The organism is Methanobrevibacter sp., from assembly GCF_030539875.1.
Classification (GTDB): Archaea; Methanobacteriota; Methanobacteria; order Methanobacteriales; family Methanobacteriaceae; genus Methanocatella.
This window is the reverse complement of sequence record NZ_JAUNXI010000017.1, coordinates 12846-36111: the sequence shown is the minus strand read 5'-3', so window position 1 is coordinate 36111 and position 23266 is coordinate 12846. Positions and strand designations below refer to the sequence as shown.

27 protein-coding genes are annotated in these 23266 nt (G+C 31.4%); 16 read left to right on the top strand and 11 right to left on the bottom strand.

Features of this window, described 5'->3' with window-relative positions; genetic code table 11:
- Positions 1–857 precede the first annotated feature (857 nt).
- Positions 858–1370 carry a hypothetical protein gene (locus Q4Q16_RS07400; RefSeq protein WP_303347087.1) on the top strand — a complete coding sequence of 171 codons (513 nt, stop codon included), beginning with the start codon at positions 858–860 and terminating at the stop codon, positions 1368–1370.
- Here Q4Q16_RS07400 and Q4Q16_RS07395 read toward each other — a convergent pair.
- Positions 1360–2301 carry a hypothetical protein gene (locus Q4Q16_RS07395; RefSeq protein WP_303347086.1) on the bottom strand — a complete coding sequence of 314 codons (942 nt, stop codon included), beginning with the start codon at positions 2299–2301 and terminating at the stop codon, positions 1360–1362. The two genes, Q4Q16_RS07400 and Q4Q16_RS07395, sit on opposite strands and share 11 nt — an antisense overlap.
- A gap of 811 nt (positions 2302–3112) precedes the next feature.
- Positions 3113–3604: a hypothetical protein gene (locus Q4Q16_RS07390; RefSeq protein WP_303347085.1), complete on the bottom strand. Its 492-nt coding sequence runs from the start codon at positions 3602–3604 to the stop codon at positions 3113–3115.
- Positions 3605–4045: 441 nt separating this feature from the next.
- On the opposite strand from Q4Q16_RS07390, the gene Q4Q16_RS07385 reads away from it, so the two are divergent.
- Positions 4046–4195: a hypothetical protein gene (locus Q4Q16_RS07385; RefSeq protein ID WP_303347084.1), complete on the top strand. Its 150-nt coding sequence runs from the start codon at positions 4046–4048 to the stop codon at positions 4193–4195.
- Between the two features lie 40 nt (positions 4196–4235).
- On the opposite strand, the gene Q4Q16_RS07380 is transcribed toward Q4Q16_RS07385, so the two are convergent.
- On the bottom strand, positions 4236–4712 hold the full coding sequence (locus Q4Q16_RS07380) for a GNAT family N-acetyltransferase (protein WP_303347083.1): 477 nt from the start codon (positions 4710–4712) through the stop codon (positions 4236–4238).
- Positions 4713–4788: 76 nt separating this feature from the next.
- Between Q4Q16_RS07380 and Q4Q16_RS07375 the strand changes: the two genes are divergently transcribed.
- Positions 4789–5187 carry a PaaI family thioesterase gene (locus tag Q4Q16_RS07375; protein WP_303347082.1) on the top strand — a complete coding sequence of 133 codons (399 nt, stop codon included), beginning with the start codon at positions 4789–4791 and terminating at the stop codon, positions 5185–5187.
- Between the two features lie 319 nt (positions 5188–5506).
- Here the strand turns inward: Q4Q16_RS07375 and Q4Q16_RS07370 are convergent, their stop codons facing one another.
- The gene (locus Q4Q16_RS07370; protein ID WP_303347081.1) at positions 5507–6694 is read right to left on the bottom strand and encodes an aspartate kinase; all 1188 of its coding nucleotides are present in this window, start codon (positions 6692–6694) and stop codon (positions 5507–5509) included.
- Positions 6695–6936: 242 nt separating this feature from the next.
- Between Q4Q16_RS07370 and Q4Q16_RS07365 the strand changes: the two genes are divergently transcribed.
- The 7 genes from Q4Q16_RS07365 (at position 6937) to Q4Q16_RS07335 (ending at position 12154) form a co-directional block, all read left to right on the top strand.
- A complete protein-coding gene (locus Q4Q16_RS07365; RefSeq protein ID WP_303347080.1) occupies positions 6937–7455 on the top strand; it encodes a nitroreductase family protein in 519 nt (172 codons plus the stop codon).
- A 19-nt stretch (positions 7456–7474) separates the two neighbouring features.
- The gene (locus Q4Q16_RS07360) at positions 7475–7852 is read left to right on the top strand and encodes a hypothetical protein (protein WP_303347079.1); all 378 of its coding nucleotides are present in this window, start codon (positions 7475–7477) and stop codon (positions 7850–7852) included.
- Between the two features lie 84 nt (positions 7853–7936).
- A complete protein-coding gene (locus tag Q4Q16_RS07355; RefSeq protein ID WP_303347078.1) occupies positions 7937–8227 on the top strand; it encodes a hypothetical protein in 291 nt (96 codons plus the stop codon).
- A 153-nt stretch (positions 8228–8380) separates the two neighbouring features.
- Complete coding sequence (gene mtrA, locus Q4Q16_RS07350; protein ID WP_303347077.1) at positions 8381–8923, top strand: tetrahydromethanopterin S-methyltransferase subunit A; 543 nt, start codon at positions 8381–8383, stop codon at positions 8921–8923.
- Between the two features lie 384 nt (positions 8924–9307).
- Positions 9308–9664 (top strand): hypothetical protein, encoded by a 357-nt coding sequence (locus Q4Q16_RS07345; protein WP_303347076.1) that lies wholly within the window; start codon positions 9308–9310, stop codon positions 9662–9664.
- Between the two features lie 244 nt (positions 9665–9908).
- Positions 9909–10469, top strand: coding sequence for a restriction endonuclease subunit S (locus Q4Q16_RS07340; protein WP_303347075.1), 561 nt, complete (start codon positions 9909–9911; stop codon positions 10467–10469).
- Complete coding sequence (locus Q4Q16_RS07335; RefSeq protein ID WP_303347074.1) at positions 10469–12154, top strand: N-6 DNA methylase; 1686 nt, start codon at positions 10469–10471, stop codon at positions 12152–12154. Before Q4Q16_RS07340 ends, Q4Q16_RS07335 begins: the two co-directional genes overlap by 1 nt.
- 32 nt (positions 12155–12186) lie before the next feature.
- Here the strand turns inward: Q4Q16_RS07335 and Q4Q16_RS07330 are convergent, their stop codons facing one another.
- From Q4Q16_RS07330 to Q4Q16_RS07305, 6 genes are all read right to left on the bottom strand, one after another.
- Complete coding sequence (locus Q4Q16_RS07330) at positions 12187–12795, bottom strand: orotate phosphoribosyltransferase-like protein (protein ID WP_303347073.1); 609 nt, start codon at positions 12793–12795, stop codon at positions 12187–12189.
- 8 nt (positions 12796–12803) lie between these two features.
- Positions 12804–13760: a Gfo/Idh/MocA family protein gene (locus Q4Q16_RS07325; RefSeq protein ID WP_303347072.1), complete on the bottom strand. Its 957-nt coding sequence runs from the start codon at positions 13758–13760 to the stop codon at positions 12804–12806.
- A gap of 14 nt (positions 13761–13774) precedes the next feature.
- On the bottom strand, positions 13775–14644 hold the full coding sequence (gene hemC / locus Q4Q16_RS07320) for a hydroxymethylbilane synthase (protein ID WP_303347071.1): 870 nt from the start codon (positions 14642–14644) through the stop codon (positions 13775–13777).
- Between the two features lie 147 nt (positions 14645–14791).
- Positions 14792–16210: a coenzyme F430 synthase gene (gene cfbE, locus Q4Q16_RS07315; protein WP_303347070.1), complete on the bottom strand. Its 1419-nt coding sequence runs from the start codon at positions 16208–16210 to the stop codon at positions 14792–14794.
- Between the two features lie 5 nt (positions 16211–16215).
- Positions 16216–18060: a bifunctional NADP phosphatase/NAD kinase gene (locus tag Q4Q16_RS07310; protein WP_303347069.1), complete on the bottom strand. Its 1845-nt coding sequence runs from the start codon at positions 18058–18060 to the stop codon at positions 16216–16218.
- Positions 18061–18062: 2 nt separating this feature from the next.
- Positions 18063–18524, bottom strand: coding sequence for a pyruvoyl-dependent arginine decarboxylase (locus Q4Q16_RS07305; protein ID WP_303347068.1), 462 nt, complete (start codon positions 18522–18524; stop codon positions 18063–18065).
- Positions 18525–18607: 83 nt separating this feature from the next.
- Here Q4Q16_RS07305 and Q4Q16_RS07300 point away from each other — a divergent pair, with 83 nt between their 5' ends.
- The 3 genes from Q4Q16_RS07300 (at position 18608) to speB (ending at position 20421) form a co-directional block, all read left to right on the top strand.
- Complete coding sequence (locus Q4Q16_RS07300) at positions 18608–18961, top strand: hypothetical protein (RefSeq protein WP_303347067.1); 354 nt, start codon at positions 18608–18610, stop codon at positions 18959–18961.
- Between the two features lie 155 nt (positions 18962–19116).
- A complete protein-coding gene (locus Q4Q16_RS07295; protein WP_303347066.1) occupies positions 19117–19515 on the top strand; it encodes a translation initiation factor IF-5A in 399 nt (132 codons plus the stop codon).
- A 39-nt stretch (positions 19516–19554) separates the two neighbouring features.
- Entirely contained in the window at positions 19555–20421 is an 867-nt protein-coding gene (gene speB, locus Q4Q16_RS07290) for an agmatinase (protein ID WP_303347065.1), read from the top strand.
- Between the two features lie 19 nt (positions 20422–20440).
- Here the strand turns inward: speB and Q4Q16_RS07285 are convergent, their stop codons facing one another.
- Positions 20441–20719 carry a winged helix DNA-binding protein gene (locus Q4Q16_RS07285; protein WP_303347064.1) on the bottom strand — a complete coding sequence of 93 codons (279 nt, stop codon included), beginning with the start codon at positions 20717–20719 and terminating at the stop codon, positions 20441–20443.
- A gap of 225 nt (positions 20720–20944) precedes the next feature.
- Here Q4Q16_RS07285 and Q4Q16_RS07280 point away from each other — a divergent pair, with 225 nt between their 5' ends.
- Genes Q4Q16_RS07280 through Q4Q16_RS07270 form a run of 3 tightly spaced genes read left to right on the top strand, consistent with a single transcriptional unit; the run spans position 20945 to position 23257 of the window.
- Positions 20945–21499, top strand: coding sequence for a hypothetical protein (locus Q4Q16_RS07280; protein ID WP_303347063.1), 555 nt, complete (start codon positions 20945–20947; stop codon positions 21497–21499).
- 3 nt (positions 21500–21502) lie between these two features.
- Entirely contained in the window at positions 21503–22432 is a 930-nt protein-coding gene (locus Q4Q16_RS07275) for a zinc-ribbon domain-containing protein (RefSeq protein WP_303347062.1), read from the top strand.
- Between the two features lie 9 nt (positions 22433–22441).
- Positions 22442–23257, top strand: a complete 816-nt coding sequence (locus Q4Q16_RS07270; RefSeq protein ID WP_303347061.1) for a zinc ribbon domain-containing protein — start codon at positions 22442–22444, stop codon at positions 23255–23257.
- Positions 23258–23266 lie beyond the last annotated feature (9 nt).

The window sequence follows — 23266 nt, the reverse complement described above, 5'->3', positions numbered from 1 at the left end:
AAAAATTCGTGACTCAAAAACTAGTGAAAATTCAAATCACACAAGTTTTTGAAAGTGACAATTTTTAGGTTTTTTAAAGAAATGTTTTCATGTTGAAAACAAAATCGTTCTAAACTTGTAATTTTACAAATAAAAAGCAATAATTACCTAGATTTATATATAAAGAGTTAAATACTTAGTTAATCAATTAATTAACTAGGTAATTACATGGATACAAAAATAAAATCTTATGATAAACTTACCGATGGTGATAGGATAAGTTTAGATTAGGAATATTTTGATTTCAGGAGAATGGCAATAGGATAGAAAATGAAAAATTGAGGTGAATTTGATGATAGAAAATCCTATCTTAACTGAAGTAATAGAATTAATTGAAATGTATGGAGCAGAAGCAACACTCATGGAAATATATAATGATTTAAAGGGGGAAAAAGAAGAGGAATAAAAATATATTCTAATCATGGTGTTATCAGCTTAATGACTTATTAATTGTTATGGGCAACTTCAGCAGTTACGAGAAGATATTCAAGTAAAATATTTTAGATGTTGAAAAAATTGATGGGTGTGAGTTCGCAACTTAGATGTAAGCTATGAAAAATGGAATCAAGCAAGAACCTATGTAAATACTAATTGGAATGAAGAAGTAGAATTGATAAATCAGTTCAACTATCATCTTAATGGACTCTTGATACAATTAAATGGGAGTACAATTGAGCAGATGATAATCGAAGAAGAAATTAATATTTAGAAATTATAAATAATTGAAGTAAAATATATTTTAGTATAACTTGTAATTTAAATGCTCTTCCTATAAAAAAATTATTTATATTTTATTAAAATTTGATGTTGTGTTAAGTATGGATTCGAAATTTTCTCCAGACATAATAATTAATGACTTTAAAAAATTTTATAGTAACGATAAATTAATGTTAGTCTATATTCCATTAATTGCATCTTTAATTTTGTCATTTGTTATTAAGATTAATATGAGTTTAATAAATTTATTATTTGTAGCATTATCTATATTTATAGGATTTTTATTAAATTTAATGTTAATGTCGTTTAATTTGAAGGATAGTAATGTTCTTCCTATAGAATATGCAGGTAAACAATGGTATTTGTCAGATTTTTTAGAAGAATATCATAATACTATTTCTTTTGAAATTTTAATCACCATGCTATTGGTTATTTTAATGTTATTTACTTCATTAGTTCATCAAAACATTTCTTTATTAATTCCTAATTTTGTATGGATATTGAAACTTAGTTTTAATTTTATCATGGTGTACTTTTTTATAGTATTTTTTTTATTATTATTTAGAGTTTTAAAATTTGGACATATATTGCTGAAATATTATATTAAAAATTAGATTCAAGTATATCTTTTGCATATTTTTTAGCGATATTATGGATAGATTCAAATGTTCTATGCCCATCATCTCCTAATTCTAATACATAGGATATGTTTTTCATAGGTTTTGCTTTTGAGATATTTCCTATTGTAAATGTTCTTTTTTCATCTTCAAGTTCTAATTCAAGTTTTATGTCTTCCACAGGGAAGTTAATATTTGCCATAAGTTCTTCAGGAACTTCATCTTCTTTTGAAAATATTTTTTTAAGGAAATCTGGGTGAGGTTTACTTTTTCCTTTTTTAATATTTACAATATATTCTACATATCCTTCTTCAGGTTCATATCCATTAACTAACATAATTTTGTCTTTAGGGAGTTTATGGGATAAATATCTTATTTTTCTAATATGGCCTTCAGTACTAAATTTATCAACTATTTCTTTCGGTAAGAATGTTTCGATTTTTATTTTAAAGTGAGTGCAGTTGATTTCTTCTAGTAAACTATTAATCCATTTTTCAAAAATTACTTTTATTCCTAAATTACTTTTTGTTTCTAATATTAATAATCCATAGTTGGATTTATTAAAAAATCTCATATAAAAATAATAGTGGGTTATAACGCTATCTTCTTTTCTGATTTTAATTTCAGTTAATTCATTATGGGCAGCATTAACTACTTCATGTTCAGTTCCGTAGGGTCCATAATTTAATTCTCCATAATAAATGTTATCTCCATCTTGTTTATGTTGATGTATGCTTAAATATTTATTATTATGTGTGATATGGTTGTTTTTTTCAAAAAGGATACTTAAAATATCATGAATTTTATTAAATTGACTTGTATTATAGAATAGTGTATGTTCATTTAGATTATCTAATTTTAAAGGATTATTATCACTATTGGTGGGGTATGCTTTAATAGTATATGTTGATAAACTGGTTTTTACCATTTAACCTCTCCATTCTTTTTATTGTATCATTTGTTTTTTTTACTTTATATAATATTTGAGTATTATTTCAAAAAGATAATCCGTTGATAATTGAGAAGAACTAAGGTAAGTAGACTTCATTAGGAAGCAATACTTGTGGAAGTATTCATGAAATTGTTTTGGGTATTTATTGAAGAAAAATTTCTTAAATCTAAATTATTTTGTATTACTTTTTATTTGTTATAGTATTAAAAATCCTTAAAATAGTAGTCGGTTCAGGTTAGAGTTCGTATAGATTTCATTGGTTTATTTTCTTTTTTAAGAGTTTTATACTATTCTTTTTTTATGTTATTTATGGATTAATTTGATTTTGATTTATTGTTTTTCTCGGTTTTCATAGGTTCTGATAAATTTAATTTTTCATGTTATTGTGTCTGTGTGCAAAATCGCACTTCCAAAATTATTATTATTTTTTCAACCTTGTAGAAACCCTCTATTAAAATACTTGAATTGCTCTGTAAATGTTATATAATACGTCTTTGAGTTTTGTTTCTTTATTTTGGAGTTTTGTGTTTCTACTGTAGTTTCCTCCATTGAATCTTTTTTTATTACAGATATTACACTTTCTACATTCATTCTTCGTACATATACGTCGTGCCAGAAGATTGTTGCACTGTTTAGTCTGTAATGTCCTGTGTTGCTCGTGTTTTTAAGGGTATTTGGTCGAATGCCTCTATTTCTTCATTAATGCATTTTCTTATTGGTTCTGTATCGTATGCTTTGTCTGCTGGTATGTAGTGTGGTTTATATGGTTTTAATTGTCTTATTGAAGCTATTGCAAATTGTGTATCGTATTTTGGACCTCTATTTCTGCGTAATTTAGAATCATTTTTGTGTCGACGCCGATGGCAATATGGTTTTTAATGTAGCTTTTTTGGCATTTGCCCCGTATTTTTGCGTAATAATGGTCTGCATAGTCACTTGTGTGTCCAGTTCCATCCATGGCCACTAATTCACAATTTATTGTATGCATACTTAAGATTAATTTGTTTAAATCTTTTAATTTTGTGTCAGACATCCTTACAAAGAATTTCTGGATTGTCGTATTGTATGGAAGCTTTGTAAGCTTTAAAAATTTGGTTATTTTGTCAGATGCCTCCAAAATTTCAATTATTTCACGATATGTGGTTTTCATATAGGTTTTTATTGCCAAAATAGTGAAAAGCTGAGGTTGATTATAAATATGATTAATATAATCACAGGAATAGTTTGGAAATATCCATTTTGCATAGTTAAATGTTAATTCAACAAAATCAAGTAACATATTTTGATTTTGACCTATTAAATGGTTTTTTTATTTCTGTTTTTCCCATTAATTTTAAATCCAAAAGGTTTCAATGTCTAGAAGTCAAATAGTAATATGGAGAATATTTTATTTGGAGGTATATATTAATAATTATTATTCATTCTACTATTCATTAATTATTATTTGTTTTTTCAAAGAATAGGAAGTAAAATTTCAAGTGTAATGAAATTAAATCAACAAAATTGCTTTAAACACAAATCCAAGTATTTACGAAAAATTTTTTTGCGAAAGTAAAAATTCAAGTGTAAAATAAAAACAATAAAAACATATCAAAATTAAAAACAACGGATAAAAATCAATTATTTAACAAAAATAAGGAAAATAACGATATTCACTCAAATTTTGACATGGTTTCTACAAGGTTGAAATAATGTTAAAAATATTGATTTGTTAGTGAGAATGAGATTTGTAATGCATAATATCAGCCAGCCGTTTTCAGCCAATAAAATCTATAAAAGGTTAAAACAGGATATGGTGATTTTATCTGTAAACGCCATTTATAATTATTTAAAATTTTTTGAAAAACGCCTGTTTGATTTATCAGGTTAAACGTGAAGATTTACTAAAAATGAGTAGAAATGAATAATAATTATTCATTTACAAATTCTTTTAATGCATCGCCGGTAAAGTGGAAAACGTTCCAATCTTTCTGTTCTGCACCAATGGAGAGGTAAAAATCAATGCTTGGCTGGTTCCATGAAAGACATGTCCATTCAAATCTGCCGTAATTTCTCTCGAGCACAATTTTTCCAAGTTCTTTTAGCAATGCTTTACCATAACCTTTTCCGCGATGCACAGGGTCTACAAACAAATCCTCTAAATGCATGTTGACATTTCCAATATATGTTGAAAAGCTTAGGAAGAACAGTGCAAATCCGACAGGTTCACTGTCTTCAAGTGCAAATATTACTTCTGCCTGTTTTTCATCAAATATCCATTTTTCAATAGATTTTTCAGTGGCAATAACTTCATCTGATCTTTTTTCATATTCGGCAAGTTTTTTGATATATTCTAGAATTAATCCGGAATCTTCTCTTTGGGCTACTTTAAATGTTAATTCTGACATAATTTTTCTCCTTACTAATATTTTGGGCAATATTTTATTTAATATTATTACCAATTATTATAAGGAGGTATTAAATGTGGGAAATTTTAATTCACTAGAAGAGGCAAGAGAATTTTTTTATAAAGACGAATTTGCAGTAGGCACCGGAATCACATTAGACGAATTGACTGAAGAGAAAGCTATTTGTTCTTTAACTTTAACAGATGTTCATAGAAATGCTTATGGGGGAGTAATGGGTGGTGTAATTTTCACACTGGCCGACTTTGCTTTTGCAGTTTTATCTAATCAGATTCACCAGTTAACAGTGGCGCAACAAGTAAGCATTAATTATTTGTCTGCTCCAAAAGGGGATAAACTGATTGCCGAGGCGACTTGCCGTAAAAGCGGAAGGACATCATCTGTAATCATTGTAAATATTTGTGATGATGTTGGCCGTGATGTTGCTCAGTTTGTAGGCACAGGATTTAAATTATAGTTTTTTTTAAAGAATATAAAACATTTTTTTTGTTTTATTTACTTCTCAGAATATAACCAGTTAATTTATATTATAGAAAATTAATAATTATTAATTGGCTGATTAACAAGTCGTGAAAAAGGCCAATTCGAAGTTGTTTTTATCAATCTTCGAATTTTTTTTATTAAATCTGATTTTTTCATAGGGGCATTTTCTATTTCTGCTTTTTATTTCAAGGAACCATTAATTAAATTAATGCTTGAACTGTTTGATGTTACTTGATTATAAAATAAAATCATAATGCTAAACTCATCTGCTAAAAATGGCTGTTTTTCTAAAACTAATCTATATCAAGTAATTTAGAAACTTTATCTTTAAGCTCCCAATCAACAAATAACAGTATTTCGGTTTTTGTATAATTAATTAAAATGGCATCAATGTTATTTTTGGTTAAAAGATTGGCTAAGGTAAGCTCGTTAATCTCGGAATCGGTTATACTGTACATTGCAGTATCTTTCCCGCGTGAAATTGAACTCAAATCCTTATTTTTAATTACGTGGTCATGGTATAATGAATACGCCTTGTTTGCATCAGCACTATCAATAAAAACAGTTATTGAATTGTGGTGGGGATTCATCTTAAAAAGATTAATTCCATTGTCCAGAAGAATGTTGGTAAGTGTAGATACAATTCCCACTTTCTTTAAAAGATCTTTTCCAACAATGGTTATGGATGCAACGGGATTTTCAAATAAATCAATTGATTTATAATCTTTAGGTCCTGTAATGTATGTTCCGTCAGAGCTTAAGTCTCCATTTTCAAAATTAATAATTTTAGCAGAGATATTCGGATTTTTAAAATCAAGTGCATGGGGATGCAGTACCTGAGCACCATGTGTTGCGAGAGTCTTCATCTCATCAACTGTAATGCTCTCCAATAGCTTTGCTTCACTTATTTTTCGGGGGTCAGTTGATAAAATGCCGTCTACATCAGTTACAATGACCACTTCATTTGCGTTTAAGCATTCTCCAATTAAAAACGCAGTAATGTCACTGCCTCCACGGCCTAATGTGGTAATTTGGTCATTGCATTTTCCTAAAAATCCGCAGATAACCGGTACGATGCCATGATTTAATAAATCTCTGAGATTATTCACTTTCTCATTTGTTTTTTCATAGTCAACTTTAGCTTCAAGGTAACTTGAATCAGTAATAATTGGCCATAATTCAGAATAAGGGTCGATGAATTGGGATTTAACTCCTAATGATTCAAGAGCAGCTGCAAATAATCTTACACTAATTCGCTCACCCATGCCTACAATTTCGGCATGCTGTTTGTCGGTAAGGTTATATGCAATTGCGTCATTTGTAAGGCTGATTAAGTCATCAGTTGTTTTGTTAACTGCTGAGACTACAACAACTATTTGATTTCCTTTCAAATATTCCTTTACAATTGATTCGGCGGCTTTTTTAATCCGTTCACCATTTCCGACTGAAGTTCCACCAAATTTCGCTACTATTAAATCCATTAAAATTCACCTAATATTTTAATATATGTATGATATTTCTATTAAAGTTTTAGATGATTAATGTCCATCAATATTTTGGTGGAGATATTTTCTGACCAAATTTTCCTAATCCTGAATATTGGCAGGTTATCCTAAAAAATTGTTTTTGATGAAAAAATATTCATGTAAAACAGAAGCCGGGTTTTGAATTATATCAAATTGGTTGCTAATCTTTTTATACATCTAAAAACTAACTTTTAAACATGACATTAACAGATATCATGCTTAAAAGAAGAAGTACAAGAACATTTACAGATGAACCTGTTACAAAAGAGGAACTTGATGAAATTTTACAGGCAGCTCTTCTTGCTCCAACAAGTATGGATAGAAAACCTTGCAATTTTATGGTTGTTGAGAGAAGAGAAACTTTAGATGAACTTTCTAAATGCAAAGATCATGGTGCAGGATTGATTGCAAATGCAGACAAGGCTATTGTAGTTATTGCCGATACCATGGTTGCCGATACATGGTGTGAAGATTCATCTATTGCCCTTACTTATATGCATTTAATGGCAACAGAATTAAACCTTGGAAGTTGCTGGGTTCAGGTTCATCTAAGATCAAAGGATGGCGAGAACTCAGAAGAACTTGTACGTGAAATCTTAAAAATTGATTCACATTATAGAATTGTCGGCATTCTTGCTATTGGACATTCTGATAACATTCCTGAACCTCACAGTTTGGAGGATGTTGATAAAAATAAAGTTCACTTTTTAGTCTAATATGTATAAGAAAAATTTAATGGTAAATAGTGAAGCAATAGATGATGACTTTATATGTTCTTTTATAAGCACTCCTGACGGGCTTCCGATTTTATTAATGAATATTTTAGAGGAATTTGATGAGGATATTGAATTAAAAAGGTTCAATATCTATAAAATTCATCCTGATTTCGAGATACTTGATAAAAAAGAAATTCTCATTACTTCTGATTTATTAAAAAAAGGAAAATTCAGTGAAGCTGATGATTTTCAGATTGATTATGCACTGGATTTTTTAGAAAAACACCCTAAATTCAAACCAATGATTAAAGAGGCCCAATCTCAAAGCGTCAACGATTTTAAAATTATGCTGCGCTCAATCAGGGAAGCTTTTTTTGGAGATATTGACTATTTTTAACCCTTAAGAAGTTACAAAATATTTAAATATATTTTTTTATAGAATTAAATTTAGATATGATTATACTGTCCGGGAGGTTGTAAAATGCATGTTAAAGACATATTGGATGATTTGAATATTAAAATCAGATTGCCTCAGCATTGGTATTCAACTGATGTAAGTAATGAATTTGAAGATGCCCAATTGGTTGAAAATGATGAGATAGTTAAAATTATGGTTAAAGGTGAAAAAAACACAAAGGTTATTGTCATTGATGTAAATGACGGTATGAGTGTTGTAACTGTATTTCCGAATAAGAAAGTTATAGGGGTTAAATATTTAAAACACAAGGATGATTTTGAATATATCGGCCGCCCATCTGATTTATTCTTCTAAAATAACCATCCATCGCCTGTACGGCCGTAATTAAAATTTAACATATTTCTGTTTTTATAGTGTGTTTGTTTATTTTTTACCAAAGTATGTTGCAAAATATTTAAATATATATAAAATATATTTTTAATCACTAAAAGTTAGGAGGAATTTATCATGGTAGATAAAAAAGAACCTGCAGACGGCTGGCCAGTAATCAGTGGAGATTACGTAGTCGGGGACCCTGAAAGCCCTGTTGCAGTAACAACATTGGCTTCCCACATTGAGGCTGACCTTTCTGGAGCAGCTATTGCAGGTCCGTGTAAAACAGAAAACTTAGGTATTGAGAAAGTTATTGCAAATTTAATTTCAAATCCAAACATCAGGTTCTTGATTTTATCCGGTGCTGAAGTACAGGGCCATATTACCGGTCAGAGTATACAAGCTTTGCATGATAACGGTGCAGATCCTGATAAAAAGAAAATTATTGGAGCAACAGGAGCTATTCCATTTGTTGAAAATATTCCATTGGAAGGTATTGAAAGATTCCAACAACAGTTAGAAATTATTGATTTAATCGATACTGAAGATATTGGAACAATCCAATCCAAAATCAATGAATGCATAGAAAAGGATCCAGGTGCCCTTGAAGAAGATCCTATTGTTATGGAAGTTGATGAAGAAAATGAAAGACTGGTTATTGTTGAAGACGATGATTAAAAAGGAAGCGGGGATTTCGATTCCGCTTTCTTAACTTTTTTTCCTTTAATTTTGAGTGCTTTGTTTTCATCATGTTAATTTTGTTTTAATCTATTTTTAGAAAAATTTTTGTGCTGCCTCACCTTTGAATAATTTTGTCTTTTTTTAAAAAATACAAAAACTTTATATATCAGTTAATTAATAATTAATAATTACTTCTATATGATTGTATTTATGTAAGAAATACATTTATAATCATAAAGTTTATATATTATTGTATATAAGTTGTAATTACAACTCATTAGTATTTGCTGTAAAAATACACTAAATTTGTAATTATATTCTGAAAAAAGACAGTTGAATGCCTTCCACAAAAGTGGACTTAAAAAAATAGTATGTGATAATATGACAGATTACCAAACTAATTCTATTAATTGGAGCGAAAAAGTTAAAGATTTAGACAAAACCATCAGACATGAAATCGGGCTTGAAGGAGATAATGAAACAAAACATATCTTAATTAAGGTCCAGACCAAATCATCCGAAGCCATTGAACCTGCATTCATAGTTGGAGAAGATGAAACCTTCCTTGATTTGTTTGTTTTATCTTCTCAGGGTGTAGGGATTACATCTACAGCTGTTTTAAAAGAAAACATTCAAAGTGTAGGTGTTATTGGAGGGATGGCCGCTGAAAAAATAAATCCCAATAACATTAATGAGGAAATGCCTTTGCTTGATGATATAAATGGATTATATCAATAGATGTAAATGCCACAAACAACATGCAGGCAATGAATTCAGGATCTTGCTAAATTCATAGTATAGATTGGGCAAAATGCTTATTTCAACCAACTTTTCCTTAAAATCAGTCTATGATGTGGGGCAATTAATATTAAGCATTCCTATGCTGCCTCCTTCCACATCATATTATGATGAAGGTCAAAAAACATCTGTTTACCATATTTTTTTATATTTATGAAAATAAACTTATAATCAGTGACGAAAAATGCAAAAAGTAAAATTGAAGGATATTGCAGAAATCTATTCTGGCATTTCCTACAGGCGATATCTTGATGACGATGGTGTTAAATGCAATGTTGTTGTCCAAAGGTCAATTAAAAGTGACGGTCTATTATCTGACTTTGAGGAAATCAAACTAAAAGAGAATATTAAAGAAAGATTTTTCTCAAAGCCGGGGGACGTATTGATGAAAATGTCCCATCCGTTTGATGTGGTGGAAGTTGCACAGTCAGGACTGATTATAAGTGACAGAATAGCCATTATAAGACTTAATGAAGATTATGATCCTGTATTTATTGCACATCTATTAACCAATGCTCATGTTAAAAAACAACTGCATGAACTTGGGAGCATAGAAAGGATTTCCCATGTTTCAATTAAAGAAATTAAAGAAATAGGATTGGCTGCTCCTGATTTGGAAACTCAAATCAAATACGGCGAACTTTTAAACACAATCAACGATAAAATAGCTCAGGACCTGAAGGTGGTTGAGTATGACAGAAAATTAAAAGAGGGAATCTTAAATAAAATTTGGGAGGGAGAATAATGCTTCAAAGACATGGACGCTCAACAAATTCCACCCTTTTTAGAAGTCTTAGAAATAGGTTAAGAATGGCTGGAAACTCAAAGGAAGTTTCTTATCTTTTAATTTTCACATTTTTATATAAATATTCTTCAGATTCACTTAAGCAATATCTTTTAGGCACAATTGAAGATAAAGAAATTACTTTTGATGAGTTATATGGTAATCCAGATTATGTCGATGCGGTCAGACGTGATGCACATCAAATGTTAGGATTTTTCATTAATAACCCAAATGCATTTATTGACGAGGTAATCAGCACCAAACTTCAGGATGATTTTTTCATCAATGAATTTTACAGCTTATTTGTTGATAATGTGGATTTTGATTCTGATTCCAATTATGAAAAATACTTTAATTTCATATTTGATAATGTTAAAAGAGAAAGTAACCTGTTTGAACTTCAATCTGACAGCGAATACAGTTTGCTCATTAAAGATATGGTTCATACCATCTCAAAATTAGACATTAATGAATCCAAAATGCCTTGTGTTGAGGTTTTTGATTTATTGTGCAAATCAATCTTAAGAATCGATTATGATTCTGATTTTATTAATGAACTGTTAACAGGAATTGTTTCACAGGCAAATCATTCAGGAAATGTTTACAATCCGTTTTTAAACGACGGGTCTTCATTGATAAAATTGAATAATAAGGATGAAAATGCATATTATACTTTATTCGGAAAATGTAGTGATAAACTGACTTACTGCTGCAGTTTAGTTAAATTTTTCATGTCTTTTTGCGATTTGGATGAGATATTTGTCGAATATGGAAACGCCATGGAGTACAGTGATGTTGATGGAATCTCCTTTGATGCGATTATCTCAAAATTGCCTCCTGTTGGCGGATGGAGATCAAGATATATTAACCAAAGTCAGAACCTTGAATTTTCTAAAAAAAGCAAACGCAGACAAATTGAAGATATCTTAAGCAACAAGTTAGGTGTTGATGAAAATTCATTTTTAGAGAATTCAGAATTAAACTTTGCATTGGAAAACCTGGTTGATAAGTTAGATATTGGAAATGATTTGGTTGTTGAATTTAGAGGAGAATATGAATCATTAATTGACAGTGAATATCTGTTTTTGCTTAATTTGATAAATACCTTAAAAAATAACGGGATTATGGCTGTTGTTGTCTCTCAAAGTTTCTTATTTAAAAATTCACTTGAAACACTTAGAAAATATCTGACTTATGAAAATAATTACATTGATGCGATTATAAACATTCCGGAGGTTTATGGAAGGTCTTCAAGGCCTGAAATCATTTGCATTTTCAGGAAAAATCGTGGAAATGATGATATTTTATTCATAGACTTGTCAAAAAATTTCAAAACCAAAAAATCCCCTAATTTAACTCGCGGTGTAATTAATAGAAATCTTATATTGGATGATGAAAGTCTTAAAAAACTCCTTGATGTTTGTAAAAATCGTAAAGTTATAGATAAATACTCTAATCTGATTTCAATATCTGAAATTGAGGATAATGATTTCAATTTATCTGTTTCCAGATATGTTGATACTTTTGAAGGCGAATTTATTCAGTTAAGTCAGTTAGTTCATGAAAAAGAGGAAATTGATTATAATATTGAAAAACTGAATAAAAAAATTCATAAAATGATGGATGATTTAAATATTGACTTCTGAGGGGTATTTAAAAAATAGGAATGAAAGTAGATTTATAATCTACTAATTTTGATTAAAGATTCAACAGGTATTCCTTCAATTTCAGAAAGACCCGCTTTATCAATTAGCACAGTAACGCATGTAGGTTCTCCACCCAAATCCTTTACTGTATGAATTACTTCCCTTACTGTTTTTCCACTGGTTATGACATCATCTACAATAACAACTTTTTTACCTTCAACAGTTCCAAAGTTAGTACTGATTGCTCCTTCATCTTCAAGGTTGTCATTTTCTTTTCTGTGTTTGTTCGGGTGGAAAATAGCTAATGAAGTATCAATTCCAGTCATGTCTTCAATAAAATCAGCCATTACTGTCGCAAATGGAACTCCGCTAACTGCAATACCGACGATTGTATCTGCTTCACCATGGGATAATGCCATATCACTTAAAGCACCTGAAACATAACTTAAACGGGTTGAATTTCCACCGATGCTTTTCCAGTTAATGGCAAAGTCCACCGGCGCTTCGGTTTTTTCTTCCGCTTTTTGAAGAGTCAGCCATCTGGCTGTATCCATACTTACATTAAGTTCATCGGCAATTTCACCTGTGGTAAATCCGTGTTGCCTTAATTCCTGCGCTTTTGCAATTAATTTTTTTTTCACAGTATCACCTATTCTAATTCATCAAAACTGATTGGTTTATGTTCTTTAGAGGATTTATTCGCTGCAATAACCATTTTAAGAGCTTTAAGTCCATCTTCACCTGTTATTTCAGGTTCGGTGTTATTGACAATAGCGTTTAAGAATGAAGTCAATTCTCCTTTTAAAGGTTCCTCATGTTTAATTTGGATGTCCTGAGCAAATTTACCATAAACTTCTATGCTTTGCTTAATATAATCTACAGATATGATTCCGGCAGTACCTGTAAGTTCTAGTTCTCTGCGTTTGTATGGAGTTAACCAGTTCACTTCAACAATTCCTGTTGATTCATTATCGAAACTAACCATAATCTCCGCATGGTCTTCGAAATCGCAATCATCTAAAATGCTGTTCATGGTACCGTAGACCTGTGTCACATCCTCTTCGAATAAATAGTTCATAATGTCTAAATCGTGAATAGCTAAATCGATTGAAACTCCAACATCTTTGATTCTTGGAGGTAGGGGACCTACTCTTTTTGCAAATGCTGATACGATATCTCCGATTACTCCGTCATCAACAAGTTCTTTAGCTTTTTGAACTGCAGGGTTAAATCTTTCAACATGTCCTGTTGCAAGCAATACTCCTGATTCTTTAGCAGCAGCAATCATTTCTTCTGCTTCTTTTAATGTAAAGGCAATAGGTTTTTCAACCAAAACGTGTTTTTTATGTTTTATTGCTTCCATTACTACATTATAATGGAATGTAGTTGGAACACACACGCTTACTGCTTCAATTTCAGGATTTTCAAGTAGTTCATTGTAGTCGGTATAACCTTTAGCACCATATTTTTTCTCAATTCTTTTAAGTGCTTTTTCACTTACGTCACTTACAGCAACTAAATTTGCTTCTTCTATTTTGTGGTAGACACGAACATGGTTTTCACCCATTGCACCTACCCCAATAACTCCTACGTTAACAGCTTTCAATTCAACTCCTCCGTTTAAACATAATCTTGGAATTCTTTTCCAATGCGCCTTCCAAGTTCAACCGCATTTTTAATAGAACCTTTTTCGGTTTGCTTTTTAAGGATTTCTCCTTGTTTAGTTAATAATATTGAATAAAGTTCAAACTCTTTATTTTTCATACGGGCAATGGCTCCGATTGGCCATTGACAACCAACTCCAAGTTCTTCCAGCACCATTTTCTCGGCAAGAACTTCCTGTATGGAAACGTAATCATTTATTTTTTTAATAGTTTCTTTTTTATCTGAATCTTTTCTTGTAATTATTGCAAGAGCACCCTGGCCTGCCGGCGGGGTGATATAATCAGTTGGAAATACTTCTTTGATGTATTTTGTGAGATTCAATCTTTTAAGCCCTGCTTCGGCCATAATGGTTGCATCCAATTCACTATTAAGTGCTTTATCAATTCTAGTTTCGATATTTCCCCTAATAGGTTTAAGTTCGAAATCTTTATTGTAATGATTGCAAAATGCCTCTCTTCTAAGGCTGCTTGTTCCAAGCTTAGATCCAGGTCCAAGTTCTGCCCATGATTTTGAAGAAATTAGCACTTCATTTGGAGATTCACGTTTTGGAACAGCGGTGATTTGCAAATCTTCATTTAGTTCAGTAGGCAAATCCTTAAAACTATGTACTGCAAAGTCTATTTCTTCTTCTAGAAGTGCAATATCGAGTTCTTTAGTGAACAATCCTTTTGAATCAATATTGTATAACTGTGAAGTAGTGATTTTATCTCCTTTAGTTTTAATAATCTTCAAATCAACAGTTTCGCCGGTTATTCTTTCTAAATAACTGCAAACTTGTTTAGTTTGAGTTAATGCCAATTGACTTCCACGTGTTCCAACAATCATTTATTATCTCCAATTTCATTGAAATTAATTATATAAGTTGTAACTTATAACAAAAATTCTACATCATTAATTTTGCAATTAATAATTATTAAATGTTTATAATTTTTATAAAATTTATGTTTTCTAAAATTAGATTAGTTCACTTGATTATCTCTGTTTGAGTTTTCTGTAATCTGATCTGTAAATAAAAAGAAGGTTTTTATTATTTTTCAGTGCAACATCATAAACCTCATTATAATCTTTAATCAATTCGCATTTTTTAGACATTTTTTGAAAAATGGAACTGCCAACTTCACCGGTTAATATAATTTCGCAATTTTGCCTGTCTAAAAATTCGCTGACCTTTTTTTCATCGATTTCTTCGCAGGTGATGCCATAATCTCCACCGATAGCTATTATGTACTCATCTAAGTTAGCAATCATATTAATTGATTCTTCAATCGCTTTGGTATTTATTCCGGGGTTTATCTCTTCAATTACGGTGATGTTTTTGATTTGTTTTTTGTTAGTTCTTCCGGAAATTCCTTTGTAATTTTCAAGTCCTTTAATGATTTTATCTTCAGGAATTTCCAAACTTAATGCAGTTAGAATAACTCCCAGCACATTGCCTACATTATGTTTTCCCGGCGCAAATACATTCAGGCTAATTTCGCCTGAAATCTGATTATTTTTCACTGTTCTGACATTTTTAAATATGATGTTCATTTCAGTTTCATCTAATGAATAGCTGACATCATTTAAGTATAAATTTGAAGTTTCATCACTTAAGGAAAAAGTATTTACTTTTTCATGGTCAACATCACTGTAATATGTATCATAAGCCTCTTTTTGACATATTACAGTATCGCATCTGAATACTTGTTTTTTAGCTTCACTTGCACTGGATTTTCCTTTTGCAATCGGATAATCCTCAACAATATTCAATAGGACTCCTACATCTCCAATGCCGCTTACGCCAAGTGATGATTCAAAAATGGCTGAGTTATATTTTCTCAGGTTTTCACTCTCAACAAGTCCCTCAGCAATCTTGCAAATTGGATTGGCAACCTTATATGCCAAATCAATTGTTTGCTTAATGTTTGCAGGTGCAATTGAAATGTCCCGCTTTAGCATGATTTTTCTTTTATCTTCAAAAAGCATTGCACCAAGGCTTGATAAAATCAAAGGATTTTCATCAATTAAAATTTCTTTAAGCATAAAGACTGCTGATGTTTTTCCTTTAACTCCTGTAACCTCAACTTTTGGGATATCCTCTCCCCAGCCCCTTAAAAGCTCACGGACAATTTCATGATGGCTTTGGAAGGTATAGTTTAAGTTTCGGTTGTTTGAGACAATATCTGAAAAGCTCAATGGCATGTGGATTGGGTAAATTACGTTCATGTCTCCTTTAAATTCCCCCAAGTCGCTTAATTTTATTAACTCAACGTTATAGATGCTAAGCATTTTAGCATCAATGCTGTTTAGTGTGTTGTAAAGGTCATATGCAAGTACATTTTTTCCTTTTTTAGCAAGGCTGATTGCAATTTTGACCCCTCCGTGAGTTAAATCAATTACCAGGTTGTTCATTTATTTCACCTTGTGCTGGGAATGCCGCCTTCTCTTAGTTTGTCTTTGACTTTCTCATAGAAATATTTGGTTGAAGTGCGGATGAAGTATGCGGATTTAGGTGATTTCTTGAATTTAATCTCTTCTTCGTATGCAGCTTCTTCATTGATTTGACCATCCATAACAAATACTGCAGTTTTACCTTTTTTAAGTAATTTTACAGTAATTTCACTATTGTCAGATACTACAAAAGGCCTTACTCCAAGTTTGTATGGGCAGATAGGGATTATAACAAATCCGGCAACCTTCGGATCCACGATAGGTCCTCCGGCAGACATTGCATAGGCTGTCGAACCGCTTGGTGTTGAAACGATTAGTCCGTCGGCCCTTACTTCTTCTATTGTTTCGCCGTCCACTTGTATTTCAAAGTGCATCATTTTTGCAGGTTTGTCAGTCATCACAACCACTTCATTCATTACAGGGTACTGGTGGTTTTCGTGTGAAACAACTAATCTTGATCTTTTTTCTTTATAGTAATCACCCTTTAAAATAGCATTCAGCGCTTCAAATGTGTGAGTGGTTTCAATTTCAGTTAAGAATCCGACAGTTCCCATATTTATTCCAAAAATTGGAATTTCGGGATTCAGCTTTGACTGTGCTCTTAGAAGTGTTCCGTCTCCTCCGAGGATTATCACCATGTCACAGTCGAAATCAAATATTTTTTCTGATAATTGTTCAAAATCAATATTGAGGTTTAAATCGTCAAAGGCATCTGCCATTTCAGGATAATTTTCCAGGATTCTTTCAATGATATTGTCCAGTTCGGGATTGTCTTTCAATTCTGTTATTTCATGAGCTAATCTTTCTTCAATAATGACTTCCCGTCCATTTGTAAGCAGGTAATCTGCAATTTTTGCAGCATAAAGTATCGGCCTTTTCTGGTCAATTCTTGATATTATTCCGACCTTTCCTATGATGTCAGTCTGATTGTCATTTAGAATGTCAATCATTTGTTTGTGGAGTATTTTGTTGTTGGCCGCCACAACAACTGATTTTTCATAAATGCTTAAATTGTTGTTAAGTTTTTGACCGTACTTGTTTGTAATGATGCATCCGGCTTCTTCAAGAATCAGCTTTGAAGCTGCAATATCAAGTATTCTGCTTCCTCTAAGGTCCAAAAATGCATCATATCTTCCGCTTGCAACATAAGACAGCTCCAACACCACGCTTCCTAAAACTCTCATGCGGCGTGCGTTATCAACCAGCTTTGATGCCTGTGAAGTGCCGCTTTTTGTAAATCCTCCAAGGGTCATATCGCTAATGTTGATTATGTCGCTTGGATGCACTTCTTCGTTGTTTAACCAACATCCTTTTCCTTTTTCAGCTTCAAAAAAGTTACCGTTGGCAAAATTGCTTATAAAACCAAGTTCAACATCATTTAAAGTTGAAACACGGCCCTGATGAACACTTGCAACTGCTATTGAGATTCCATAAGCAGGAATCTCTTTAATTGCGTTGTTGGTTCCATCAACCGGGTCAATTAAAAATATGAACTTTGGAATTTCATCTTCTTTTAAGTCATCTCGTTTAAGCTCATCACTAAGTCTGATGCTTCTTTTAGTTCCGCGGCCAAGTTTCAATTCTCCAATTTCTTCGCTGATGATATATGAGAGTACTGGCGCGTTTTTTAATATATTAATTAATTTGTCTTCAGCTATTATGTCAATTAATGATGTCGGGGTTCCATCAGCACCCATTTTTACTTTTTCTCCGGATTCGGGCTTTCCGACATAGGGTCTTATCGCCCTTGCAACTTCTCTTATAATCTCATATGACAGGTCTGTTGCAATTTGTTTGTCTTTTGCATCCATTTTTATCCCTCTATTATTTCGTCTTTTAAATAAACTACTGATGCAACGACGGATGCTATCTCATCAACTGTTGCTGTAGATGATTCGACTATTAAATCTTTAATTTCAACTCCGCGTTTATCCATCATATACTTAACCATAGTCTCTGCTTCGTCAATTAAGTTATTGGGGTTTATATTTGCTCCTGTTGTTTCAACAACACATCCCAATTCCTCTCCGATTGCAGCTGCAATTACTGCAGTTATTTCATCACCCGGATTGTCTGAAGTCATTTCCGCTAGAACACAGTTTACCATTGCTCCTGCTTTGAGTTTAGGTAACTTTTTGATTTCAGCATTTCCCGCAAGCATGCTGGATACTTTTATCAAGTTCACATCACCTATTCCGGCATCTGTCAGAGCATTGTCAAATGCATTTAATTCTGTTGGCCCTTCATCCTTTCCAGATACAATAGCTATTTTCATTTTATCACTTAATTGTAAATTATGTATGTTATATTAAATAAATATTTAAATGATGACTGCCTATGTAAATTTAGGTGAACCTAATGATTTTGAATAAAAGATTGTCCATATTTTTATCAGCATGTTTTTTCATGCTATTGATGATGGTTTCATCTTCAATTGTTGCCGTGTTCTTTAATGGAGGTTCTATTCCATATTTCGGTTTGGTATTTGTTGTAATATTCTATTTTATAACTCGCATGTTTTATAATTACTTAAGAAATGATGTGTTTTATAAAAACACTAAACAATATTCAAGCGACAAACCTGATGAGAAATATTTGATTAAGGGGAAGAGAGACGGGAAGAAAATATTTATTATTGTGTGGGTTATTGTTGTTTTAATCCTTGCGGTCCTTTCTCTGGTATTATACTCATTCAATTCAACCCTAATCTAAATTTTTATTTATTTTATTTTTGATTCATACTTTTCTTCAATTTTTTCTATTTCAGCGAATAGTTTATATAAAATGGAAAAGAAAATTTATAATAATCTAATAATATTCCTTATTATAAGATTAAAAACCGGTTTTTATTTATGGAGGAAAATTAAATGTCAACAAAAGTTGTAGAGATTAAAACATTAAAAGTTGGAAAGTACATTGTTTTAGGCGGAGAGGCTTGTAAGATTATTAGTTACACTACTTCATCTCCTGGTAAACACGGAGCTGCAAAAGCAAGAATTGAAGCAGTTGGTATCTTCGATAACCAGAAAAGAAGTTTAGTTAAACCTGTAGATAACAAAGTAGACACTCCTATCATCGATAAAAGATTAGGACAAGTCATCTCCATTCAAGGAGCAAATGTTCAATTAATGGACATGGAAAATTACGATACTATCGACTTGTCAATGCCTGAAGAATTAAAAGATTCTATTGTTGAAGGCGTTGAAGTTGAATATATTGTTGCTTTAGGAAACATGAAAATAATGAGAACTAGAGGATCTAACTAGATTCTTTTCTCTTATTTATTTTTCCTTTCAAGATTAATTATGCTTTTAAATACATACGAACCATGGAAATTTGCATTTTCCTGTGAAAATGAAAATATTAAAGAAAATTCATTTGGAATAATCGGAGTTCCATTTGATAGCACTACTTCTTATCACTCCGGTGCACGTTTAGGACCAATTGTTGTAAGGGAAGCTTCATTTGGTTTTGAAAAATATAATGCTGTTTTTAATAAGGATTTAACCGCGACCTTTTATGATTTTGGAGATGTTAATGTAATTCCTGGAAACTGTGAAAAAACTTGCAAAATCATTGAAGACACTGTTAACGAATTAATTGAATTGGATATTAAGCCAATTATAATTGGTGGTGAACATTCCTCATCAATCGGAGCTATTAAAGCACTATATGAAAAATATGGTAAATTAACTGTTGTTCACATGGATGCTCACAGAGACCTTGCATTTGATTTTATTGGTGAGAAATATTCTCATGCAACTGTTATGAGAAGGGTTCATGAATTGGGCGCTGATCTGGTTCAGATTGGAATTAGGTCTTCTTCCAAAGAGGAGGACGAATTTGTAAAATCAACTTACAATATTCAAACATTTAAAAATAAAGACGTTCGCAAGCACATGGATGCAATCGAATACTATCTGACAAATATCGATGGTCCTATTTATATTTCAATAGATATGGATGTACTTGACCCGTCAATCGCTCCGAATGTTGGAAATCCTGTTCCTTGCGGATTATTTGTTTCAGAACTGGAAGATATCATCAGGACATTATCTCATAAGAACATTGTTGGTTTTGATGTTGTTGAAACTGCAAGTAATAGCTTAGGTGATTCCACTGCGGTTGTTGGGGCTAAACTGATTTATGATTTTCTAACTTTAATAGAATAATATTCTTTTTTTTTAAAAATTAGTCTTTATAGTTGTGTTCGACTTTATTCAGATAATATTTGCCTTTATCTGTAATGGCATAAAACCTATATCGTTTGTCTTCTTCATTAAGACATTCCACCAGTTCGGCTTCTTTTAAGGTCTTTAAATATTTAGATACATGATTGCTATTATCGTCAATATCTTTACTAATTTTTGAGGGTATTTTATTTTCTTTTTCTAAAGATTTTAGAACGTTAATCCTTTTTTTAGAACGTACCAGTAAAGAGATGATGCTCATGTCATCTTTTTGTTTCATATTTCAGAATTTAAATTTTGGCTATTTAATAGATATCTATATGATATTAGCATGCTAATAGCAATGTTTATATTCTGTGTTTAATAAAATAATCAATACAAACTATTGAGGTTATGATATTTCAATAAAATTTATTTCATTCTAGAAAATAATAATTGAAAATTGAATATCTCTAACCATAAGAAGCAATCGTTGAGGAAAGTAGTTTATATTATAGGTGATAAAATGCTAGTTCGTAATTTAGATTTTCTATCTATTCCAAAAGAATTTGCTAAAGTAGAAGTTGAGATTTATGATAATAAATCTATTGCTTTAGTTTATATTGAACAGAAAGGATACTCTTTAGTTTTAAAAACTGATGAAAAAATTGATTCGGTGTTTTTACTTAAAACGGATATTCTTCCAAATAATGTTAATGACCACTCAGACAGGGAAGACTTTATTAATGTCTTAAAAATGTTGTTAGACAAAATTTACAGTGTTGCAGATATAAAAGAATATGAAAAACAACACCAGGAGCATGTATTTTTAAGATTGATGGACATGTTGAATGATGGAAATGGAATGGAAATGATTAATGAGGACAATTCTCAAACATATAAAGATATTGAAAAGGGATTCATGAAATTGGAATTGGATATTATGGATAATAAAATCAATGCTTTAAATAGTTCTGTTTCCGATGTTTCAAGTAATTTGGATTCAACTGTTAAAGATATGGAAGAAAAATCTTGGGGAAATAAACTTAAAAAGACTTTAGAAGATAATAATTGGGGTTAGATTATGGTTAAATGTCAAAATTGCGGAGCAGAAGTTGTCGGGTCTGATTTTTGTTTTAATTGCGGAGAAAAAGTTGAAAAATTTGAAGGCACTTCTGATGTTTGTCCAAAATGCGGAACAAAGAATGATAAAAACACAACGTTTTGCCGTGAATGCGGTCATAAATTGGAAAATGGAGCTGCCGTATCTTTCAAACAACAGGAATGGAATGCTAGGCGTGATGAAGTTCTTGCAAGATATGATAAACTTGCTGAAGAGTTTGGAATCAAAGGCGAAGATTACTTCTTAACTAGTGTAAAACGTTTCAACATGTTAGAAAAGACCACTAGTAAGCATAAAACCATTAATAAATATGTTGGAGGTTTTAATCCCGATTTATATGTTGGCAATGAAACAATGATTGATGGTTTTTTTCTAATTAAGGAAAATAAATTTGTTTTTATGGAAATTGATAACAGGGACTGGGAAAAGGTCAATGCAGGAATTAATAATTTTTATTTTGATAAAATAGTATCAATGAGGGTCACTAAAAGACTTGGTGATGAAAGCAGATATGAGGACATCACTAAAAGGGCTTGGACATCTCCTCATGATATCAAGCGTGACATTCAAAATAAAATCCAATCTCTTAAAGCAACACGATTTAAAGACATGATTGCAAACAATGATAGTGCAGACATGTTTGATAGATTGTTAATCAAATTAGTTGACAACACTTCTTATGAAATTAGACTTCCAAGTTTTGAATTTGGTCAAAACTTAGTGGATTTATATGAATCCTTAAAAGACAAACCACAAACAGTTGTTGTTCAAAATCAAGCTGCAGAACCTAGTAAAGCTCAACAATTAAAGGAATATCAGGAATTACTTGAATCAGGTTCAATTACTCAAGGAGAATTTGACAAATTAAAAGAACGATTATTATTTGGATAGTGAAGCATCATGGTTAAATGCGGTAATTGTGGAATTGATGTTCCAGATGGTTTTGAAAGTTGTCCGAATTGTGGAAATGCATATATCGAATCTGAAAATCAAAATTCCTCAAATAAAATTAATGTCATAAAATGTGGCAGCTGTGGTGCTGAAATAGGTTCTGATAATGAATTATGTCCTTCTTGCGGCAATAAACTTGAAAAAGAAGATAAAAATCTAAAATGTGAAAAATGCGGATCCGTATTGCTTGACAAAGTTTTGTTTTGTCCGACATGCGGTTCAAAGGTAAGTTTTCCAAATAAAACTGCTCAAATAAAAACATGTCTTAATTGTGGAAATGAAGTAGAAGAGGATGTTGAGTTTTGCCCAGAGTGCGGAACTAATGTAAATGCTGGTGTGAAAACTAAACATGAATCAGATTATACTTCCCTTGAGGAGAAAATTAATTTGGAAAACATTATAAAACCATCCGTTATAGCTTTAATAGTGTCTATAGTTTTATCCATATTTGGATTATTAATCGGTTTTTCATGGTTTTCATTTGTAATGGCTATTATTTTGGCTGTAGGATTTTTTGCAGCACCTATTGATAATGAAGTTAATGCGAGTATATTCGGTTTTTTTGTCGGATTGATTTTAGGCATTTTAGAAAATCCGATAATCGGATTTATGTTTGGATCATTTGCTGCAGGTTTTTATGAAGGCTACTTTGGCAGCCATCTGATTATTCTGCTGATTTTAAGTGTTGTTGTAGCTTATGTCTCAAACATCTATCTAAAAGACAATGTCGAAGACATTATCACTAAATTCAAAAATATGCTCTAATTAACCATT

What these genes read in the sequence shown, in the direction of transcription:
- Q4Q16_RS07295 (WP_303347066.1), top strand. Translation starts at nt 19,117, where the DNA reads ATGTCAACAAAAGTTGTAGAGATTAAAACATTAAAAGTTGGAAAGTAC.
- Q4Q16_RS07380 (WP_303347083.1), bottom strand. Translation starts at nt 4,712, where the DNA reads ATGTCAGAATTAACATTTAAAGTAGCCCAAAGAGAAGATTCCGGATTA.
- Q4Q16_RS07280 (WP_303347063.1), top strand. Translation starts at nt 20,945, where the DNA reads ATGCTAGTTCGTAATTTAGATTTTCTATCTATTCCAAAAGAATTTGCT.
- Q4Q16_RS07360 (WP_303347079.1), top strand. Translation starts at nt 7,475, where the DNA reads ATGGTAAATAGTGAAGCAATAGATGATGACTTTATATGTTCTTTTATA.
- Q4Q16_RS07275 (WP_303347062.1), top strand. Translation starts at nt 21,503, where the DNA reads ATGGTTAAATGTCAAAATTGCGGAGCAGAAGTTGTCGGGTCTGATTTT.
- Q4Q16_RS07285 (WP_303347064.1), bottom strand. Translation starts at nt 20,719, where the DNA reads ATGAAACAAAAAGATGACATGAGCATCATCTCTTTACTGGTACGTTCT.
- Q4Q16_RS07310 (WP_303347069.1), bottom strand. Translation starts at nt 18,060, where the DNA reads ATGGATGCAAAAGACAAACAAATTGCAACAGACCTGTCATATGAGATT.
- Q4Q16_RS07365 (WP_303347080.1), top strand. Translation starts at nt 6,937, where the DNA reads ATGACATTAACAGATATCATGCTTAAAAGAAGAAGTACAAGAACATTT.
- Q4Q16_RS07400 (WP_303347087.1), top strand. Translation starts at nt 858, where the DNA reads ATGGATTCGAAATTTTCTCCAGACATAATAATTAATGACTTTAAAAAA.
- Q4Q16_RS07305 (WP_303347068.1), bottom strand. Translation starts at nt 18,524, where the DNA reads ATGAAAATAGCTATTGTATCTGGAAAGGATGAAGGGCCAACAGAATTA.
- Q4Q16_RS07385 (WP_303347084.1), top strand. Translation starts at nt 4,046, where the DNA reads ATGAGATTTGTAATGCATAATATCAGCCAGCCGTTTTCAGCCAATAAA.
- Q4Q16_RS07370 (WP_303347081.1), bottom strand. Translation starts at nt 6,694, where the DNA reads ATGGATTTAATAGTAGCGAAATTTGGTGGAACTTCAGTCGGAAATGGT.
- Q4Q16_RS07340 (WP_303347075.1), top strand. Translation starts at nt 9,909, where the DNA reads ATGCAAAAAGTAAAATTGAAGGATATTGCAGAAATCTATTCTGGCATT.
- Q4Q16_RS07355 (WP_303347078.1), top strand. Translation starts at nt 7,937, where the DNA reads ATGCATGTTAAAGACATATTGGATGATTTGAATATTAAAATCAGATTG.
- speB (WP_303347065.1), top strand. Translation starts at nt 19,555, where the DNA reads ATGCTTTTAAATACATACGAACCATGGAAATTTGCATTTTCCTGTGAA.
- mtrA (WP_303347077.1), top strand. Translation starts at nt 8,381, where the DNA reads ATGGTAGATAAAAAAGAACCTGCAGACGGCTGGCCAGTAATCAGTGGA.
- Q4Q16_RS07300 (WP_303347067.1), top strand. Translation starts at nt 18,608, where the DNA reads ATGATTTTGAATAAAAGATTGTCCATATTTTTATCAGCATGTTTTTTC.
- Q4Q16_RS07335 (WP_303347074.1), top strand. Translation starts at nt 10,469, where the DNA reads ATGCTTCAAAGACATGGACGCTCAACAAATTCCACCCTTTTTAGAAGT.
- hemC (WP_303347071.1), bottom strand. Translation starts at nt 14,644, where the DNA reads ATGATTGTTGGAACACGTGGAAGTCAATTGGCATTAACTCAAACTAAA.
- cfbE (WP_303347070.1), bottom strand. Translation starts at nt 16,210, where the DNA reads ATGAACAACCTGGTAATTGATTTAACTCACGGAGGGGTCAAAATTGCA.
- Q4Q16_RS07395 (WP_303347086.1), bottom strand. Translation starts at nt 2,301, where the DNA reads ATGGTAAAAACCAGTTTATCAACATATACTATTAAAGCATACCCCACC.
- Q4Q16_RS07390 (WP_303347085.1), bottom strand. Translation starts at nt 3,604, where the DNA reads ATGTTACTTGATTTTGTTGAATTAACATTTAACTATGCAAAATGGATA.
- Q4Q16_RS07270 (WP_303347061.1), top strand. Translation starts at nt 22,442, where the DNA reads ATGGTTAAATGCGGTAATTGTGGAATTGATGTTCCAGATGGTTTTGAA.
- Q4Q16_RS07345 (WP_303347076.1), top strand. Translation starts at nt 9,308, where the DNA reads ATGACAGATTACCAAACTAATTCTATTAATTGGAGCGAAAAAGTTAAA.